The organism is Thiohalophilus sp. (assembly GCF_046483665.1).
In the GTDB taxonomy this organism is placed as follows: Bacteria; Pseudomonadota; Gammaproteobacteria; order UBA6429; family Thiohalophilaceae; genus Thiohalophilus.
Map to the genome: position 1 here is coordinate 67,259 of NZ_JAWOCR010000021.1, position 17,534 is coordinate 84,792.

The following is a 17,534-nucleotide window of genomic DNA, read 5'->3' on the forward strand; positions in this document are numbered from 1 at the left end:
GGCCTGTCCTTTCCGTACCATTCGCTTTATTACTGCGTTTTCTTCCAACTCCAGTCTGTCGCCTCATACTACCGGGAACACCCTGGTCAGCGAAATCACCGAAGGTTCTTGAGGTGATTGGATTGATGGCCAAGTCATTGGAAAGTGAGCCGGGTTTTTCGCTGATTTCGGCGTGCTCGGTGTAATCTGACATCCGATGATGGTTGTTTCACCCCCGGATTTTGGCCGACCCCCCTTAAGTTTTCGTCGAACCTGGCCGATATATTCGATGAATTTGCCGCTCCATATGCCTGTTGCCGGTAAGAGTCCGGGGCTGGGTATGGCAGCATGGTGTTGCATTAATGCTGGAGGGATAGCGTGGATAAAAATATGAAGATCCTCGTAGTGGATGATTTTTCCACCATGCGACGAATCATCAAGAACCTGTTGCGGGATCTGGGTTTTACCAACACCGAGGAAGCCGATGACGGCACTACGGCTCTGCCGATGCTGCAATCCGGTAATTACGATCTGTTGATTACTGACTGGAACATGCCCGGTATGCAGGGCATTGATCTTCTCAAAAAAGTTCGTGAAGACGAGAAACTGGCACAGATCCCGGTATTGATGGTGACCGCTGAACAGAAACGTGAACAGATCGTCGAAGCGGCTCAGGCCGGGGTAAATGGTTATATCGTCAAACCCTTTACCGCCCAGACGCTCAAGGAAAAGCTCGATAAGATTTTCGAACGCATCGAAAGCTGATACAGATTTAAGGCGGTCAAATGTCGGATAATAATTTCATTAATGACGATAACATTGCCCAGGTCCGTGATCTGCTGGCATCCATGGAAAACGGTGATGAAGAAGGTGCCAAGGAGGTTGTGGACGAATTGACCTCGATGCGTGAGTCCACGCTATATCAGGAAATGGGCAAGCTCACCCGCGAGTTGCACGACGCCATCAGCGCATTTGGTATGGATGATCGCATTACCGACATCGCCGAGCATGATATTCCCGACGCGCGAGAGCGACTCAATTATGTCATCCAGAAAACCGATGAAGCCGCCAACCGCACCCTGCAGGCGGTGGAAGAATCCTTCCCCTTGTGTGAAGAAATCGAAAATCAGGCCGCTGATTTAAATAACCAGTGGCAACGTTTTACCCGTCGTGAAATGAGCGCCGATGAATTCCGGGCGCTAAGCATCCGGCTTGGCGAGTATCTGGGCAGCCAGTCCGATAAAACGCTGGTGTTGAAAGATAATCTCAACAAGGTGTTGATGGCTCAGGATTTCCAGGATCTGACCGGGCAGATCATCAAGAAAGTGATCAAGCTGGTAGAAGAAGTCGAGGACAACCTGGTGGAATTGATCAAGCTGGCCGGGTTGCCGGAACACGAAGAGCAACGGCAAAAACAGGATGGTGAAAAACTGGCCGGACCAGTGGTGCCGGGTGTCGACGATACCGGCGACAGTGTCTCTGGTCAGGATGAAGTCGACGACCTGCTCTCCAGTCTCGGGTTTTAATCTAGCGTACAGGCTGAACATAAGAATGGATGATGAACTGTTACAAGATTTTCTGGTTGAGGCGGGCGAAATCCTGGAGCAACTCAACAGCCAGCTGATCAGTCTGGAGCAGGCCCCCGATGACAAGGACCTGCTTAATGCTGTATTTCGCGGTTTTCATACCATCAAGGGGGGCGCCGGTTTTTTGACTATCGAACCGATGGTCGCTCTCTGTCATCGCACCGAGGATATCTTCAACCTGTTGCGCAACGGTGAACGCCATGTCTCCCAGGATCTGATGGATACTGTGTTGCCGGTGCTGGATGTGCTCAACGATCAGTTCGAGCGGCTGCAATCCGGCGATGAGCTGGACGCCGCTGATCCTGCGCTGTTGCGTGCCCTGGAACATTACACTACACCCGGCGATGGTCCTGCTCCCGCAGCCGTTGCGGATGCCGAACCGAAGCCCGAAGCAGTGGCAGCCGCCGGTAATGAAGATATCACCGATGAGGAATTCGAGGCGCTGCTTGATGCGCTGGACAAGCCCGGGGGTAGTGCGAGTGCCAAATCGGCGGCGGCAAGCAATAGCAACGGCGACGAGATCAACGACGATGAATTCGAAGCGCTGCTGGATGAGTTGCATGGCAAGGGGCAGTTCAAGGGGCCGCCGGCCGACAGCGCAACGGGCAAACCGGCCGCCGCGGTGGGCAGTAATGAATCGCAAGAGCCGATCAGCCAGGATGAGTTCGAGGCGTTGCTGGATGACTTGCATGGCAAGGGACAGTTCCAGGGGGCACCGGCCGGTAGCGGACAGGGCGCCGCGCCGCCTCCCGTCAGTGGTGCTGGCGGGGTCGGCAGCGGGACGAGTGGATCTGCCGCAGCGGCCGCTGCTCCGCAACCCGAACAACCTCAGTCCGCGGCTGCCATGGTGGCCAAGGCGGCGGCCGGAAACAAGGAACGTCCTGCTGGTGAAACTTCCGTACGGGTGGATACCGCCCGTCTGGACGAGATTATGAATATGGTCGGCGAGCTGGTGCTGGTGCGTAACCGGATTTCACGTCTGGGTGAACATGCAGGTGACGAAGAACTGTCAAAGGCGGTCGCCACTCTGGATCTGGTCACCTCCGATCTGCAATTGTCGGTCATGAAGACCCGCATGCAGCCGATCAAAAAAGTCTTCGGTCGTTTTCCGCGCGTTGTTCGGGATATGGCGCGTAGCCTGGAAAAAGAAATCAATCTGGAAATGATTGGTGAAGAAACCGATCTGGATAAAAACCTGGTTGAGGCGTTGGCTGATCCACTGGTGCATCTGGTGCGTAATTCAGTGGATCACGGTATTGAGATGCCGGATGTCCGCGAGGCGGCGGGTAAACCCCGGGAAGGGACCGTAGCCCTGACGGCGTCCCAGGAAGGGGATCATATCCTGCTGGTGATTGAAGATGATGGCGGCGGTATGGACCCCGACAAGTTGCGGCAAAAAGCCGTGGAAAAAGGGGTCATGGATGCGGACGCGGCCGCGCGCCTGGACGACAATGAGTGCTTCAATCTGATTTTCGCCCCGGGTTTTTCCACCAAGGATGAAATTTCCGATATCTCTGGTCGGGGAGTGGGGATGGATGTGGTAAAGACCAAGATTACCCAGCTCAATGGCAGCATCCAGATCGATTCGGCGCCCGGGAAGGGCACGCGCCTGGGTATTAAAGTGCCGCTGACCCTGGCGATTATGTCGACCCTGATGGTGCGGCTCAGGGATCAGTTGTTTGCCCTGCCACTGGTCAACGTGAGTGAGATATTCCATCTGGACCTGACCAAGACGAATGTTATGGATGGTCAACAGGTGATCATCGTACGCGAAAAAACCCTGCCTCTGTTTTACCTCAAACGCTGGCTGATCAAGGGCGAAGCCAATACGCCGCTGCCCAGCGAAGGTCACGTGGTCATTGTTCATATGGGTAACCAGAAGATCGGCTTTGTGGTGGATGAACTGATTGGTCAGGAAGAAGTGGTAATCAAACCTCTCGGAGCCCAGTTGCAGGGGATTTCTGGCCTGGCGGGGGCTACCATCACCGGCGATGGTGGCATTGCCGTCATTCTCGATGTGCCGGGTCTGATGAAAATGTATACCTGAAGCAGCAAGTTAATTCATCTCCGGCAAGGCCCCTCGCCCGTGTCTTGCCAAACAGAAGTATGACAAACAACGCAGTATGACGGAGGAACGTTAATGGCAACACGGGTGCTGGTGGTCGATGACTCGGGGTTCTTTCGTCGTCGAGTTGCTGAAATTCTTAATGCCGATCCATCGCTGGAAGTGGTAGGGCAGGCGGAAAACGGTGAAGAAGCCGTACGCATGACGGCTGAACTCAAACCCGATGTCATCACCATGGATATCGAAATGCCAGTGATGGACGGCATCACTGCTACACGTAAGATCATGCAGCGTACCCCGACACCGGTGATCATGTTTTCTTCCCTGACGACCGATGGGGCCAAGCCCACGCTGGATGCGCTGGAAGCCGGCGCGCTCGACTTTTTGCCCAAACGTTTCGAGGATATCGCCCGTGATCGGGATGAAGCCAAGAACCTGTTATGCCAGCGGGTCCGGGCGCTGGGACGCAAACGCATGGCAACGCCGCCAGGCACTACGCCGGCCAGTAAACCGATTAGCACCAGCAGTTCCGCGCCGGCGCCGGCCCCCGCACCGCGTATCAACAAGGGCGGCACACTTAAATTACTGGCAATTGGCACATCCACCGGCGGACCAGTGGCGCTACAACAGGTTCTGACCAACTTGCCTGCGGATTTCCCCTTGCCGATTGTGCTGGTACAGCATATGCCCGCAACCTTTACTCCGGCGTTTGCCAGGCGCCTCGATCAGCTGTGCAAGATTAACGTCAAGGAAGCCGAGAATGGCGATGTCCTTAAACCGGGCTGGGCCTATCTTGCTCCTGGCGGCAAACAAATGTTGCTGCAGGGACGCGGCAGTCGGGCGAATCTGCAAATTGTCGATGCTGATGAATCGCAGACCTACAAACCGAGCGTCGATATTACCTTCGAGTCGATCAGCAAAGTCTATCCGGGTGAAACTCTGGCGGTGATCATGACTGGAATGGGGGCAGACGGTCGCGAGGGCGCGCGCAGCCTGAAGCAAATGGGCTCCAATATCTGGGCTCAGGATGAGGCCAGCAGTGTGGTCTATGGTATGCCGGCCGCCGTGGCCGAGGCCGGTCTAACTGAACAGATACTCAACCTGACCGATATCGGTCCGAGTATCATCAAACGGGTGATGTAGAACATGGATTTGCTGAGCCTGTTCGGCCTGATACTCGGGCTTGCTGCGATTCTGGTTGGCCAGCATCTGGAAGGCGGGCATATCAGTTCGTTGCTGAACGGGCCGGCGCTGTTGATCGTCATTGGCGGTACCGTCGGGGCAGTCATGTTGCAATCCCGGCTCGTGGTGTTTTTGCGCGCGATGCGCATGCTGTTCTGGACATTTTATTCTCCCCGGTTTGATTTTGAAGAGGGCATTCAGCGTATCATTCACTGGAGCAACATCGCCCGTAAGGAAGGCTTACTGGGGCTGGAAGGTGTTGAAGAAAAAGAGTCCGATCCGTTTGCCCGTAAAGGTTTGCAACTGCTGATAGACGGTAGCGAGCCGGACAGTATTCGAAATATTCTGGACGTGGATATCTCGGTCAAGGAACAGTTCGATACCCAGGCGGCCAAAGTTTTTGAAAGCATGGGCGGTTATAGCCCGACCATCGGCATCCTGGGCGCGGTTATGGGATTGATTCAGGTCATGGGTAACCTGTCCGATCCCGGCATGCTGGGCAGTGGTATTGCTGTGGCCTTTGTCGCCACCATCTACGGAGTAGGTGCCGCCAATTTGATCTTTTTGCCCATTGCCAACAAGCTTAAATCTCTCGTGCAATTGCAGTCCCAGTACCGGGATATGTTTATTGAGGGCATGATCTCCATCGCCGAAGGCGAGAACCCGCGCAATATTGAAACCAAGCTGCTGGGTTATCTGCGACAGGGAGCATAACTATGCGTCGCCGCCAACGTCGACAAGTACCGGAAGAGGAGAATGTCGACCGCTGGATGGTTTCCTACGCGGATTTCATCACGTTACTATTTGCGTTTTTTGTAGTTATGTATTCCATGTCCTCGCTCAACGAGGGCAAATACCGGGTGTTGTCCGACACCATGATCGATGCTTTCAAAACACCGCCGAAGTCCCGGGACCCGATTCAGATCGGGGAGCAGGCCAAAGCGTTTCTCCCGGTGGATCCGTTGATCGAACAGCCTCGCACACAAATCGTCCAGTTAAAGGCACCGGAGACGACCGTGGATCGATCCCGGCAGATGGCGCAAATTGCCGAGCAGCTCCGCGAATCCATGCAGCCGCTGATCGATAAGGGGATTATTAACATCAACCAGGACAAACTGTGGGTAGAAGTGGAAATGGACACCCGGGTACTATTTCCCAGCGGCGCGGCGCAGCTCACACAGCAAGCTTACCCGGTACTGGAGGAGCTGGCCGAGGTGTTACGCGATGTCCCCAACCATATTGATGTGGAAGGGCATACCGACAATCAGCCCATCAATACTCTGGCCTATCCGTCTAACTGGGAACTGTCCGCAGCGCGCGCCGCGAGCGTGGTCCATCTGTTCACCCAGAGCGGGGTGGAGCCGCAGCGGCTGTCCGCCATCGGCTATGGCGAACACCGGCCGATTGCCGATAATGACAGCCTCCAGGGCCGCCAGCGCAATCGCCGGGTCACGGTGGTGATTCTGGCTGATAAAAATGCCCGCCGAATGCTGGAAATCGAGCGCCAGATGGACAAGGATCGGAACTAGACGTCCTGGTATCGGTTGTACTGTGTGACAGGCAGTTACATCCTCTCGTCAGCCTGGATGCACAGAATGCCGGCCCCGATCTTATGGAGAATCCCGGAGCCGCTTTTGAATAAGCTTTTGCGGGGTCCGGGCTCTCTGTCAGAGGATATCTGTTTGCTGGAACAGCCTGATGACAGAATATCCAGGCTGGTGTCTGGCCGGATTCTTGCATTTAACAGCCCTTATGAGGAGACGCATTTGAAAATCTGGGCGGTGGCCAATCAGAAAGGCGGGGTGGGCAAAACCACCACGGCCGTGACGCTGGCCGGACATCTGGTCAACCAGGGCGAGCGTGTGCTGCTGGTGGACATGGATCCCCATGGCTCGTTGACCGCCTATTTTGGGAATGATCCCGATACTCTGGAAGAGAGCCTCTATTTGCTGTTCCAGGGCGAGGGCGCCGAGTCGCAGGAGGACCCGCGAGAGTTATTGCTGAATACCCGGTTCGATGGCCTGAGGCTGTTGCCGGCCTCCACCGCACTGGCCACGCTGGATCGCCAGCTTGGCAGCCAGGAGGGCAAGGGCCTGGTTATGGCCCGCAGCCTGGCGCGACTGGAGGGGGAATTCGATACCGTGTTGATCGATTGCCCGCCCACGCTGGGTATTCTGATGGTCAATGCCATGGCGGCCTGTGAACACCTGCTGCTGCCGGTACAGACGGAATTCCTTGCCCTCAAGGGACTGGAACGGATGATGCGCACTTTACAGATGATCCTGCGCGCGCGCCGCGGCGGGTTGAGCCATACCATTATTCCGACCATGTATGATCGGCGTACCCGCGCTGCCGTAGAGAGTTTGCAGGTACTGCGTGAAAAATACGGCAACGAGGTGTGGAACTCCGTGATTCCGGTCGATACCCAGTTTCGGGAGGCCAGCAAGCAGGGCATTCCCCTTTCGATTATGCGGACTTCTGCGCGTGGAGCCCAGGCCTATGCCGCGCTGCTGTATTCCCTGTTGAATCCCGGGGTCGACGAACCCCGTTTAAAACTGGTGACCGGTTATGAGCAATAAGCCCGCCAAGCAGACTCTGGTGGAAGAAAAAGTCGCGCTGGATATATTCCTGCAGTCCCTGCTGCGGGAACCGACGCCCGAACCGGAAGCGGCCCCCGCGCCGACGGTGATCACGCCACCTGAGGTTCCACCGCGGGTGACGGTCGATGTCCCGCCGCCGACGGCAGTGGAGCAGAAAACCCTGGTGGTGGAATCTCCGGACGTATCGCTGGAGAGCATGCCTGATACTCCGTCACCGGTCGCCGGCGAAGATTTGCCGCCCTGGGCTGAGCTTTTCCAGGCCATGCTGTTTCGTGTTGCCGGTCTCACCCTCGCGGTGCCTCTGGAAGAATTGGGCGGCGTGCTGGAGTTCGATTCCGATCAGCTTACCGAGATGCCCGGTCACGCCGATTTCTATCTGGGGCTGGTCACCCACATGGGCAAGAGTGTGCCGATCGTCGATACTGCCCGTCTGGTCTTTCCCCCAGAAAAACTGCAACAGCTGGCCGGAGACGATCCGGTCAAACGGCTCCGGCGCGTGGTCCTTATCGATGAGGGGCGCTGGGGTCTGGCCTGTGACGAGGTCGACGAGGTGATTACCCTGCGCAAGGATGAAGTTCGCTGGCGCAGTAATCGCACCCGCCGACGCTGGCTGCGGGGAACAGTCATTCAACACATGTGCGCCCTGGTGGATACTGACGCGTTTGCAACAAAATTGGCCGAAGGTCGGGATTAAACCCTCAAATCAGCGGCTTAGCGGCCGATAACAATAATATAACCATCGCCACGCAGGATGCTGTCGTCCACTGAGCTGTCAATGGCATGGATAATGCAATCTATTATTTCGCACGGTCGGGGCGCCGAATATTTGACGCCACCGGCACCGGCAAGGAGAGAGACAACCGATGAATGACGTCGTAGAAGCCGCCAACGAGCCGAGCATCCAGTGGGTGACCTTCAAGCTGGAAGGCGAGAAGTATGGCATCAAGGTGATGCAGGTGCAGGAAGTGCTGCGTATGAACGAGATTGCGCCGGTTCCTGGCGCCCCGGATTATGTTCTGGGCATCATCAACCTGCGCGGTAACGTCGTTACCGTGATCGATACCCGCAAACGGTTCGGCCTGCCGATACAAGAACCGGATGATTCGACACGTATCGTCATCGTTGAGGCGGAAAACCAGATCGTCGGTATTCTGGTCGACAGCGTGGCTGAAGTCGCCAATTTGCGAACTTCCGAGATCGAAACCGCGCCCAATGTTGGCAACGACGACAGTGCCAAATATATTCAGGGTGTCTCCAGCCAGGATGGCGAGTTGTTGATTCTGGTCGACGTTAACAAGTTGTTGACGGACGATGAATGGGAGGAGGTTGCAACCTTGTAACCTGTTCGGGCATGACGGAGATACGTAATATCATCCCGTTGAATCCTGGTTGGTCGGTTAACAAGTCCCGGCCAACCGAACCGACCGGGGACCGCAAGCAACGCCCCGGACGCCAACCCGGACGTTCGCCACAACAGCCGCCGGATAAACAGGGTGATCCCGATAACGGATCGCAGATTGACGAATATGCCTGAGGTGGCGAATGGAACCCTTGAACCTGTTAAGCGAACCCGATTTCAATATTTTGCTGCTGCTGGCAAGTAGCGTATTCCTGTTGCTGGCGGGACTGGCTATTCATTCCCTGCGCCGCCAGAACAAACAACAGCAACAAACCCTGGCCGCGGTCAAAAACGATTTGCGCGCTCTGACCACAGCGGCGGTCAGTGTTGGTGAGCGTCTGCTTGAAGTCGAGCGTCGTCAGCGGCATCTGGCCGAACGCCAGGAACAGGTCGACATCTATGACTCCGCCAACCAGCCTTACGAACATGCCATCCGCATGGTCGAAAAAGGTGCCAGTGTTGAACAACTGGTGGACGTCTGTGGTCTCAGTACCAACGAGGCGGAATTGCTGCACATGATGCATCGCTTCGACAAGGCGGGTTAAATCTCTGTTTCTTGATTGTCTGTTCTCCCAACTGTTGTATTTTGCGCCCGGTCAATCCGGGCGTCTTATTTTCCGGGATTTTTTCTTGTAGCGTGTCACGGGTCCGGTGCATGGCTGGGAGTATTGGTTTAAAATCCAGCTTGTACCTGCTTCAGGCAGGCAAATCACTGTAAATCCAAGAGGATGTCGAATGAAAAGGCGGGCCTGCGTCGTCTGCGAGACGAATGAATTCGCTCAACAATATTGCCACCTGCAAGATCAGGACTATCTGCGTTGTGATAGCTGCGGCCTGATTTATGTTGACCGGTTGTTAAAACCGGAAGAGCTCTACAAGGCCTATAGTGGCAACAGCTTCAAGTCGTTGCGCCGCAAACTGACCGCACCGTTTAGAAAATTCAGCTGGAGCAAATCGTTCGACAAGTCCATGCGTCGCGCCCGCGGGATTTTCGAATTTGGTCAAAAACAGGTAACCGCCGGCGGCGAGAAGCGCCGGTATATGGATATCGGCTGTAACAAAGGTTTCTTGCTGGCGACGGCGCACAAGCATGGCTGGGATGTTTATGGCATTGAGCTGGTCCGGGAATTGATCCGGCCTTTTATCAACAGTTATCCGCAGTACAGTAAGCAGGTATTCTCGGAACGCTTCGAGGATGCAAAAGAAAACGTTGAAAAGGCCAGTTTCGATTTGATTACGGCGATCGATGTGGTTGAGCATTTTGAAGATGTGTCTGGCGATTTGCAGGGGATTTATGAACTGATCAAGCCGGGTGGAGTCTTCTTGATTCAGACTCCCGATACCGCCTGTGAGCGGGCTGAACGGGAAAAGTGTGGCTGGGGAGCGCTCAAGCCGCTCGAACATTTACATCTATTCAATTGCGAAAACTTCACCTCACTGGCGAAGCGTGCTGGTTTCAGTAAAATAGAATGTTTTGCGCCATTCGAGGAAGCTGATGGTAACTTTGTTGCCGTGTTGCGTAAATAATAACCCGGGCACCGGGAAATTGCCCAGGTATAGTCGACAAGCTATCACTGTTGTCAGTGAACTCGATTGTGGTTTTGAACTTTGGGTGTAAGCCCGAACCATCTTGTTAATCCTTCTCATCGAACAAGATCACTTCGCGACAGTAAAGCTGGTAAGGGGCTGTCGCTTAACGGCGTTATCCTGATTGCAGTGCCTGGTGCGGGTGTTTTCTATGTGGTTTTTCGTCGACTGGAACGGGTCGAAACCGTGTCGTATGCTTGGTTTTTAATAATGCAAGTGCTGGATTGTGTCAATTGTCAGCGACCGGCAGGGTGTTCACCCTGGGTGTGTTTTCGCACTATAAGGTCTGACCTCTCAAATCAGAGCTGATTCCTGATACTGGTTTTCAACTGCTCACGCCTGATTCCGTTCCGGCTGCCGGAGAGCTGCTTCCGCCGTTGTCACTGGTGTGATTGTTGGCGCTGCTCAATCCCGGCATGAGCTTTATTTCAGAGCTCCCGGGGGAGGTGCTTTGGGTAGCTGGTGTATCGAAATACGGAAATCTTAAAATAATAAAGTAGCAATGATTGATACACCAAGAGGACCTGTAGATGAAGTCGAATGTACGTGAGCGATGCGGCATACAGCGGATATCGTTACATTAACAGGTTTGGCTCGATTCATGCGTTATCAGTAATCATATCTGACGGGGGAGGTTACTTTCCTTCGGGTATTTCGGTTTTTCTCGACTGTTACCCGTGCGCGAACCTATGATGTTGAAGCTTACTGGAAAGTTACAGAAAGACGCAATGGAAAGGGGGGTGTGAAATTCTTCATCACTATCGAGAGGGAGGGTATGATTGAAATTCGATTTCCGGAGAGCCTTGATACAGCACCGGCTACCTTGTTTTAATTCGGTCTTGTTTTTTATTCCCGGTTTTTCGGTGTTTTACCGCGTAACATATAAGCAAAGGCGATCACCTCGGCGACCGCCAGATAAAGTGCGTGCGGGATTTCTTCCCCCAGTTCCAGTCGGGATAACAGTTTGACCAGCTCCGGGTTGTCCTGAATCGGCACCTCATGCTGGCGGGCAATATCCAGAATTTGCTGAGCCAGGTCGCCACCCCCCTTGGCGGTGACTGTCGGGGCGTTCTCGCCGTCATAATGCAACGCCACGGCCAGTGGCAGCGGCGGTTGTCCGGTTTGTTCGCTCATACTTTTTCATCCAGCAGGACACTGCCTGGTGTGGACTGAGTGGGAGACGGGTCTTCGATGCCATTGGCACATTCCAGACGGCCAACCTCGAGTCCCACGCCATGCAGACGGCTGCGCAGTTTATCCAGGGCAGCGTCGAACAAGCTGCGTGTCTGTTCTTCCTGCATCTGGAAATGCGCCGAGACGGTTTGCCCGATTAAGGTGAGGTTGACCCGCACCGGTCCCAGCCCCTCCAGATCGAACGCCAGGCTTACGTGCCAGGGACGCGGGTCGTTGTCGTCGCTCTGTTCGGAATCCTCCTGACGAATACGCAGATCGAACAGATCGATCCCTTCTTCGGAGCGAATCGGTAGTTCCATGGCCCACATGGGGCGTCCGGCCTGTTCACTTTGCAGACTCTGCAGCTGGTGCAGTTGCATTCGCCCCAGGCCACCCTCGACCTGGCGCAGTAACTCGCCCAGTCCCTGATCCTGGGTGCTCAGCCCTTGCAGTGTCGGGGGCTGGGGCGGCTGGGGTTGGGGAGTTTGCGGACGGGGCGCGGTATTGAGGGCAGCGTGGGTGGCGGCCTGCGCGGCAGCGCCGGATGACGAAGCGGCCAGGGCGATTTGCGGGGGGGGGTTGGCGCCAGGAGAAGTGGCGGGCGCCGGACGCGCTGGCACGGGCGTCAGTTGCTGGCGAATCTGATCGGCCAGGCGCAACAGTGCGCCTTGCAGGGTTTTCTCCGGCAGCGGGGCAGCCTGCCCGCGGGCGAGCTGGCCCAGCTGAGAGTGCAGGAAGGGGCCGGTACGTTCCAGGGCCTGCTGCAGGCTTTCTCCCCGGCTGGCCTGACGCACGTCCGGCAACAGCTGATGGATCTCCCAGGCCTGTTTGCGAACCGGGGCCGGCAGGGGCGGATGCTGCTGGGGCTCGCGGGCCACCGTTTTCAGGTTGGCCAGCAGCGGGGGCAGCGGCGTCTGACGCCCCATATCCTGGCGCAGGGTCTGTTGCAGCAGTCCCTGCTCAGCGCCGGCGATCGGCCGGGGGGCGGGAGCGATCAGTTTCATCTCCGGTTGCGGCGTGAGCTGCTGGATCTGCAGGGTCAGTTTCTGGCCGGGCAAAAAGGCGAATTCAGGCCGATTTTTGACCAGCACCGGTTGGCCCTGGATATTCAGCAGCAGATTATTGTTATCCTGACGGACCACCAGCGCATTCAACAGCTGACCGTTTTGCCAGTTCAGACGGGCGGCCTGCAACGCCCCTTCGGCCGCCTTTGTAGACAGCTGGCGAAGTTCGCTCAGATTGATTGCGGGAAAATTGCCCGGACCTTTAATTTCCATCACGCTTTGGCCGATATAAAGAGGAACAGGAGTGCTTGCTGATCTTTGCCCGGCAAGTCCTATGGATACTTAACGGATAAAAGCCGCCACACTTTACCCTGGCAGATAAAATACGTCGTCTTAACCGACACGCCGAGCATAATTATGACAAAACAGGCACCGTTATTTGTAAAACTCAAGCAGAATAACCGGATCAAGGGCCCCTTTCCGGTAGGCCAGATCGCCCAGTCATTGTTGCTGGGGCGCTTCAGCCTGGACGATCAGGTCAGCGAAGACAAGCAGAGCTGGTTGTCGATTCGCCAGCGGCCGGATCTGATCCCCGACGTACTCAAAGCCGACCCCGACGACGAGCTGTCCCGGGAACGGCTGCAGGCGGCCCGCCGCTGGGCCGATGAACGTCGCCCCCAGCATCATCTGGTGACCAGCGAGCAGGACCAGCGCAACCCTGAACCCTACGAGACGCTGGAATACCGTCATCACCGCGAAGATGTCATGCGCGACACCAATCCCGGGCGCAAATTCTCCCTGCTGCAGCTGGGACTGGTTATCGCTCTGGCGGCGGGGCTGATTGCGCTTGGTTTCCTCTATGACCCCCAACCCGGTCCGGGCGATCCCGATTGCAATGCCCCTCCCGCACCCGGGGTAGACTGGCGTAACTGCCGGATGATTGGACTCAATGCTATTCGGGAAAATCTGGATGAGGCGCAATTGAACAATGCCGCACTGGGAGGTGCCAATTTGTTTGCCAGCAGTTTGCGTAGTGCCGATCTGCGTTATGTGGATCTGAGTCTGGCCAATCTCAGCTACGCGGATCTCGAACAGGCCAATCTCAAGGGAGCCGGATTGCAGAACGCCGATCTGACCGATGCCAGTCTGATCAATGCGAATCTGTCCTATGCCAATCTCAGAGGCGCGACGCTCGACAGCGCGGACCTCTCCGGTGCCAGACTGGACCATGCGATCTGGACCGATGGACGCACCTGTATTGCCGGCTCCATCGGTGAATGTCAGACCGTCTTCCGTTGACGGTCATGAGCTTGCCGGGCAGGACCCGGTATCGGTGCGTGGTAACCCCGAACCCACCGAAGTAATTTTTCGAGGTCTCCGGGATAGTTATCAGTCAGCGTTTCCAGTGCCTTCTGTGTGCTCAGTGGTCCGGGTTGTTTTTTAATACAGGGCGGTTGGTTAGTTTGAGCGGGGAACTTGAAGCAGGGGGTATTAATTGATCGTGAATTCGGGCAGGTTCAGTGCGGACGAATAAACCGGGATTAAAATCCTCGCACAAAGCAATGTTTAATATCACCATTTCGTATAGCCAGTAGATCATGCCGCTTTCTTCCATCCGGTATCGCCATTGATAACGGCATTGTATCCAGGGACTGGGTAGCGGACCCAGTATGAGTCGCCCGCTGTCATTGTCGTAGGTCAGCCGGTTATTTGCCCGGTCGATATGGAAACGATCGATGACGAACACCTGATTCGTATCCTGCCGGTATTGCAGACGGTTACCGAGTCGATCCTCGCCGTGTTGATCGACAATAATACGACCCGAATCCAGTACCTGTGCGTGTGGGATTTTGACTGGATAACGATCTGGCAGGGCCGCGCGTCGTTGCTCCTGCTGTTCGCTGCATTGCCCTTTGTCCCATTGCCGAAAGATGATCTGTGACACCAGGCAGTTCATCAGAGGTGTATCACCAGGGAATAAGTCATACCGTCAGGTTGTCCTGTCATGCACGATGGGATGAGGTGCGGATTTTATCTTATCGCAACGGGCAATATAAGCGCTGCGAATACCTGTCCATAAGCCGATAGTCTGAAACAAGCTGCAACGCGACGAATTCCGAGTATGCAGGTTTCAGGTGGAACTGATTCGCTTGCCCCTGGCAGGGGGATTGAAAATTTAAATTCAGCCAAATTCCTCAACAGTGTAGCGGGAGACTTTCAGTGTGTCCGACCAGTAGTCAGCCGGCAGACCGGCCTTGAGTTTAAGCTGTTGCCAGAACTGTTCGGGGTCGGGCAGGCTCTCCCAGACGGCGGGCAGGAAGGTTCCCCGATGCCCGTGGTCTTCGAGTATCAGGCCATCGACATACGGGCGTAGTTGCGCCAGCAAATCCGACTCGCGGGTAAACTGTATGGGCTCGGCGGGGTTGAGCAGGGAAATATGGTATTCAAGTTGTGGGTACTCGCTCTCGTTCAGGGGGGGGAAACGCGGATCACGAAAGGCTGCCGCATAGGCATTTTCGGCCACATCAACAACCAGCGGACGCCATGCTTCCAGGCTCCCGATACAACCGCGTAGCTGTGCGTGTACATTCAGGGTGACAAAACTGGCGCCCGGCTGTTGCAATGATTTGTCATAGTCCTGCGCATTAACGCTTGATGGCCGTCCATCTTGTAAACCGTGCTGGATTGACTGGCGGGCGATGGCCAGTAATTGTTGTCGCTGTTCGGTGTTCATTTACTGGATCAGGTAAGCGCCGTAGCCGACAACCTGATCCCGGGGGCCGGCCGTATCGCCGGAATTTCGCAAATCCACTGTGCTGGCACGCAGACCGTGTGCACGGGCAAATTGCAGTAGCCCATTGACCGGGTTGCGTCCGCAGGCATCATCATAACCTATAGTTTCAGGTCGCAGAGCCTCAATGGCCCGGGAGGTCGCCGTGTCAAGTTGTTGGGCGGTAGCGTAGTCGTGGTAATGACTCAGGTCCGAACTGATGACAATCAGGGTCTGTTCATCCCAGAATTGGTCGATAATTTCACTGACTTCCTGCGGATCGGCGTCGCCCACCACCAGTGGCACCAGTACAAAATCATCTAACACCGACTGTAAAAAGGGCAATTGAACTTCGAGGCTGTGTTCCATGGCGTGGGCCTGATCCAGCCGTGTCACCTGTGGTAAGGTTTCGAGCTGCTCCAGGCTGGCGCGATCCAGCGGAATCTGGCCCAGCGGCGTGAGAAAATGAGTGGCGCTACTGGTCGCCAGGCCCCGCAAGGGGACCCGATGCGAGGGACCAAGTAATAACACACGTTTGTATCTGGCATGAGCCGGTCGCAGTCGTGCATAGGCACTGGCGGCCACTGAGCCGGAATAGATATAACCGGCATGCGGCACGATGATAGCACGCGGAACAGGTTGGTCGGTGTCGATTTGCTGGCCGGCCTGCTGCAGAAACTCATCCAGCATGGGGCGCAGACGTACGGCGTCAGCGGGATAAAACATTCCGGCCACAGCCGGTTGGCGGATTTGTGTGTTCATACTCTCACCATAGAGTCGCGGTCCGCGGGTTTCAAGACGACCTTGTGTCAAAAGTGGTAAATAACCAAGGCAGGTGACTATGATTTCAAACATGGCGACCGCATGTCGGTGCGGTCTGGGTGGGTTGCTGATGGTATTGAGCTCGGCTCCATTGATGGCAGCGCAAGAGGCCGAACAGGTAGCTGCCAGTCAATGGGACGGGGCTGTGGAGCTGGGCTTCATTATGAATCGGGGCAATACCGACTCCGATAGTCTGAATGCCCGCTTGCGTGTCGAAAATTCACGCCACAAATGGCGTCACCGCGCCGAGGCCAAGGTGTTGCGCATCAGCGAAGAAGACACGACCACGGCGGAAAGTTACGAGGTGTCCGGACGCTCGGAGTATCTGCTGGATGAAAATGATTATCTGTTTGGCACCCTGCGTTACGAGTCCGACGAATTTGCCGGCTATGATCGACGCACGACTGAAGTGTTCGGTTATGGACACCAGTTTCTCAAACGAGAGGATATGCATCTCAAGGGTGAGTTCGGTGCCGGTGGCCGGCAGACCGAATTTGTCGATGGCAGTGACGATAGTGAAAGTATTGGGCGGGTCGGTCTCGATTATAAGTGGCAGATCAGCAAGACCAGCTCTTTCAGTGAAGTAGTTTATGTGGAACATGGCAGTAACAATACCTATACCGAATCGGTGACGGCATTGACGGCAAAAATCAATAACCGCCTGGCTATGAAGGTCAGCTATACCATCAAGAACAACAGCGATCCCCAGCCCGGGTTTGAAACTACGGATACCCGCACGGCTATTACACTGGTGTATGATTTTTAAGTACTCTGGCATTAGCAGTCAAAAGCAAAAGAGATGAAGCAAAAATGACAGACATGATTCGTATCGGCATCGTGACCGTCTCTGACCGCGCCAGTCGCGGCGAATACGAGGATCAGGGTGGACCGGCGATCCACGAATGGCTGGATAAAGCCCTGATCAATGAATGGGAGGCTGTTGCGCGCCTGGTTCCGGATGAGCAGAATGAGGTCGAGTTGGCATTGAAAGCGCTGGCGGACAATGAGCGTTGTTGCCTGGTTGTAACCACCGGCGGGACCGGACCCGCACCGCGTGACATTACTCCCGAGGCAACCGAAGCGGTATGTGACAAGATACTTGATGGTTTCGGCGAGCAGATGCGTGCTGTTTCGCTGCAGTATGTTCCCACTGCGATTCTGTCGCGTCAAATGGCGGGAATCCGTGGACGCAGCCTGTTAATCAACCTGCCGGGCAAGCCTTCGGCGATCGCCGATTGCCTGAATGCCGTGTTCCCGGCGGTGCCCTATTGTATCGATCTGATCGAAGGACCCTATCTGGAAACCGACGAGGGCGTGGTTAAAGCGTTTCGTCCCAAACATGCTAAAAAACCAGCCGGCTGACCTCC

The 17,534-nt window shown here is 55.5% G+C and carries 20 protein-coding genes; 16 read left to right on the forward strand and 4 right to left on the reverse strand.

Features of this window, described 5'->3' with window-relative positions; genetic code table 11:
• Positions 1 to 357 precede the first annotated feature (357 nt).
• From cheY to R6U90_RS05570, 12 genes are all read left to right on the forward strand, one after another.
• On the forward strand, positions 358 to 744 hold the full coding sequence (gene cheY / locus R6U90_RS05515) for a chemotaxis response regulator CheY (protein WP_410351670.1): 387 nt from the start codon (positions 358 to 360) through the stop codon (positions 742 to 744).
• 20 nt (positions 745 to 764) lie between these two features.
• A complete protein-coding gene (locus tag R6U90_RS05520; RefSeq protein WP_410351671.1) occupies positions 765 to 1,505 on the forward strand; it encodes a protein phosphatase CheZ in 741 nt (246 codons plus the stop codon).
• Positions 1,506 to 1,530: 25 nt separating this feature from the next.
• Positions 1,531 to 3,612 (forward strand): chemotaxis protein CheA, encoded by a 2,082-nt coding sequence (locus R6U90_RS05525; RefSeq protein ID WP_410351672.1) that lies wholly within the window; start codon positions 1,531 to 1,533, stop codon positions 3,610 to 3,612.
• Between the two features lie 93 nt (positions 3,613 to 3,705).
• Positions 3,706 to 4,773, forward strand: coding sequence for a chemotaxis response regulator protein-glutamate methylesterase (locus R6U90_RS05530; protein ID WP_410351673.1), 1,068 nt, complete (start codon positions 3,706 to 3,708; stop codon positions 4,771 to 4,773).
• 3 nt (positions 4,774 to 4,776) lie between these two features.
• Entirely contained in the window at positions 4,777 to 5,526 is a 750-nt protein-coding gene (locus tag R6U90_RS05535) for a flagellar motor protein (protein WP_410351674.1), read from the forward strand.
• A 2-nt stretch (positions 5,527 to 5,528) separates the two neighbouring features.
• On the forward strand, positions 5,529 to 6,341 hold the full coding sequence (motD, locus tag R6U90_RS05540) for a flagellar motor protein MotD (RefSeq protein WP_410351675.1): 813 nt from the start codon (positions 5,529 to 5,531) through the stop codon (positions 6,339 to 6,341).
• A 237-nt stretch (positions 6,342 to 6,578) separates the two neighbouring features.
• A complete protein-coding gene (locus R6U90_RS05545) occupies positions 6,579 to 7,391 on the forward strand; it encodes a ParA family protein (protein ID WP_410351676.1) in 813 nt (270 codons plus the stop codon).
• Positions 7,381 to 8,106 carry a chemotaxis protein CheW gene (locus R6U90_RS05550; protein ID WP_410351677.1) on the forward strand — a complete coding sequence of 242 codons (726 nt, stop codon included), beginning with the start codon at positions 7,381 to 7,383 and terminating at the stop codon, positions 8,104 to 8,106. Before R6U90_RS05545 ends, R6U90_RS05550 begins: the two co-directional genes overlap by 11 nt.
• A gap of 169 nt (positions 8,107 to 8,275) precedes the next feature.
• The gene (locus R6U90_RS05555; RefSeq protein ID WP_410351678.1) at positions 8,276 to 8,752 is read left to right on the forward strand and encodes a chemotaxis protein CheW; all 477 of its coding nucleotides are present in this window, start codon (positions 8,276 to 8,278) and stop codon (positions 8,750 to 8,752) included.
• An 11-nt stretch (positions 8,753 to 8,763) separates the two neighbouring features.
• A complete protein-coding gene (locus tag R6U90_RS05560) occupies positions 8,764 to 8,946 on the forward strand; it encodes a hypothetical protein (protein ID WP_410351679.1) in 183 nt (60 codons plus the stop codon).
• 8 nt (positions 8,947 to 8,954) lie between these two features.
• A complete protein-coding gene (locus R6U90_RS05565) occupies positions 8,955 to 9,356 on the forward strand; it encodes a DUF2802 domain-containing protein (protein ID WP_410351680.1) in 402 nt (133 codons plus the stop codon).
• Positions 9,357 to 9,462: 106 nt separating this feature from the next.
• Entirely contained in the window at positions 9,463 to 10,338 is an 876-nt protein-coding gene (locus R6U90_RS05570) for a class I SAM-dependent methyltransferase (protein ID WP_410351681.1), read from the forward strand.
• Positions 10,339 to 11,244: 906 nt separating this feature from the next.
• Here R6U90_RS05570 and R6U90_RS05575 read toward each other — a convergent pair.
• Together R6U90_RS05575 and R6U90_RS05580 are read right to left on the reverse strand one after the other, a co-directional pair.
• Complete coding sequence (locus tag R6U90_RS05575; protein ID WP_410351682.1) at positions 11,245 to 11,532, reverse strand: EscU/YscU/HrcU family type III secretion system export apparatus switch protein; 288 nt, start codon at positions 11,530 to 11,532, stop codon at positions 11,245 to 11,247.
• Entirely contained in the window at positions 11,529 to 12,848 is a 1,320-nt protein-coding gene (locus R6U90_RS05580) for a flagellar hook-length control protein FliK (RefSeq protein ID WP_410351683.1), read from the reverse strand. Before R6U90_RS05580 ends, R6U90_RS05575 begins: the two co-directional genes overlap by 4 nt.
• Positions 12,849 to 12,992: 144 nt before the next feature.
• Here R6U90_RS05580 and R6U90_RS05585 point away from each other — a divergent pair, with 144 nt between their 5' ends.
• Together R6U90_RS05585 and R6U90_RS05590 are read left to right on the forward strand one after the other, a co-directional pair.
• Positions 12,993 to 13,874 (forward strand): pentapeptide repeat-containing protein, encoded by an 882-nt coding sequence (locus R6U90_RS05585; RefSeq protein WP_410351684.1) that lies wholly within the window; start codon positions 12,993 to 12,995, stop codon positions 13,872 to 13,874.
• Between the two features lie 424 nt (positions 13,875 to 14,298).
• Complete coding sequence (locus R6U90_RS05590) at positions 14,299 to 14,517, forward strand: hypothetical protein (protein WP_410351685.1); 219 nt, start codon at positions 14,299 to 14,301, stop codon at positions 14,515 to 14,517.
• Positions 14,518 to 14,757: 240 nt separating this feature from the next.
• Here the strand turns inward: R6U90_RS05590 and amrA are convergent, their stop codons facing one another.
• Positions 14,758 to 15,309 carry an AmmeMemoRadiSam system protein A gene (gene amrA, locus R6U90_RS05595; protein ID WP_410351686.1) on the reverse strand — a complete coding sequence of 184 codons (552 nt, stop codon included), beginning with the start codon at positions 15,307 to 15,309 and terminating at the stop codon, positions 14,758 to 14,760.
• Entirely contained in the window at positions 15,310 to 16,107 is a 798-nt protein-coding gene (amrB, locus tag R6U90_RS05600; protein WP_410351687.1) for an AmmeMemoRadiSam system protein B, read from the reverse strand.
• A 154-nt stretch (positions 16,108 to 16,261) separates the two neighbouring features.
• Here amrB and R6U90_RS05605 point away from each other — a divergent pair, with 154 nt between their 5' ends.
• Positions 16,262 to 16,933 (forward strand): YdiY family protein, encoded by a 672-nt coding sequence (locus R6U90_RS05605; protein ID WP_410351688.1) that lies wholly within the window; start codon positions 16,262 to 16,264, stop codon positions 16,931 to 16,933.
• Positions 16,934 to 16,977: 44 nt separating this feature from the next.
• Positions 16,978 to 17,529, forward strand: coding sequence for a molybdopterin adenylyltransferase (gene mog / locus R6U90_RS05610; RefSeq protein ID WP_410351689.1), 552 nt, complete (start codon positions 16,978 to 16,980; stop codon positions 17,527 to 17,529).
• Positions 17,530 to 17,534 lie beyond the last annotated feature (5 nt).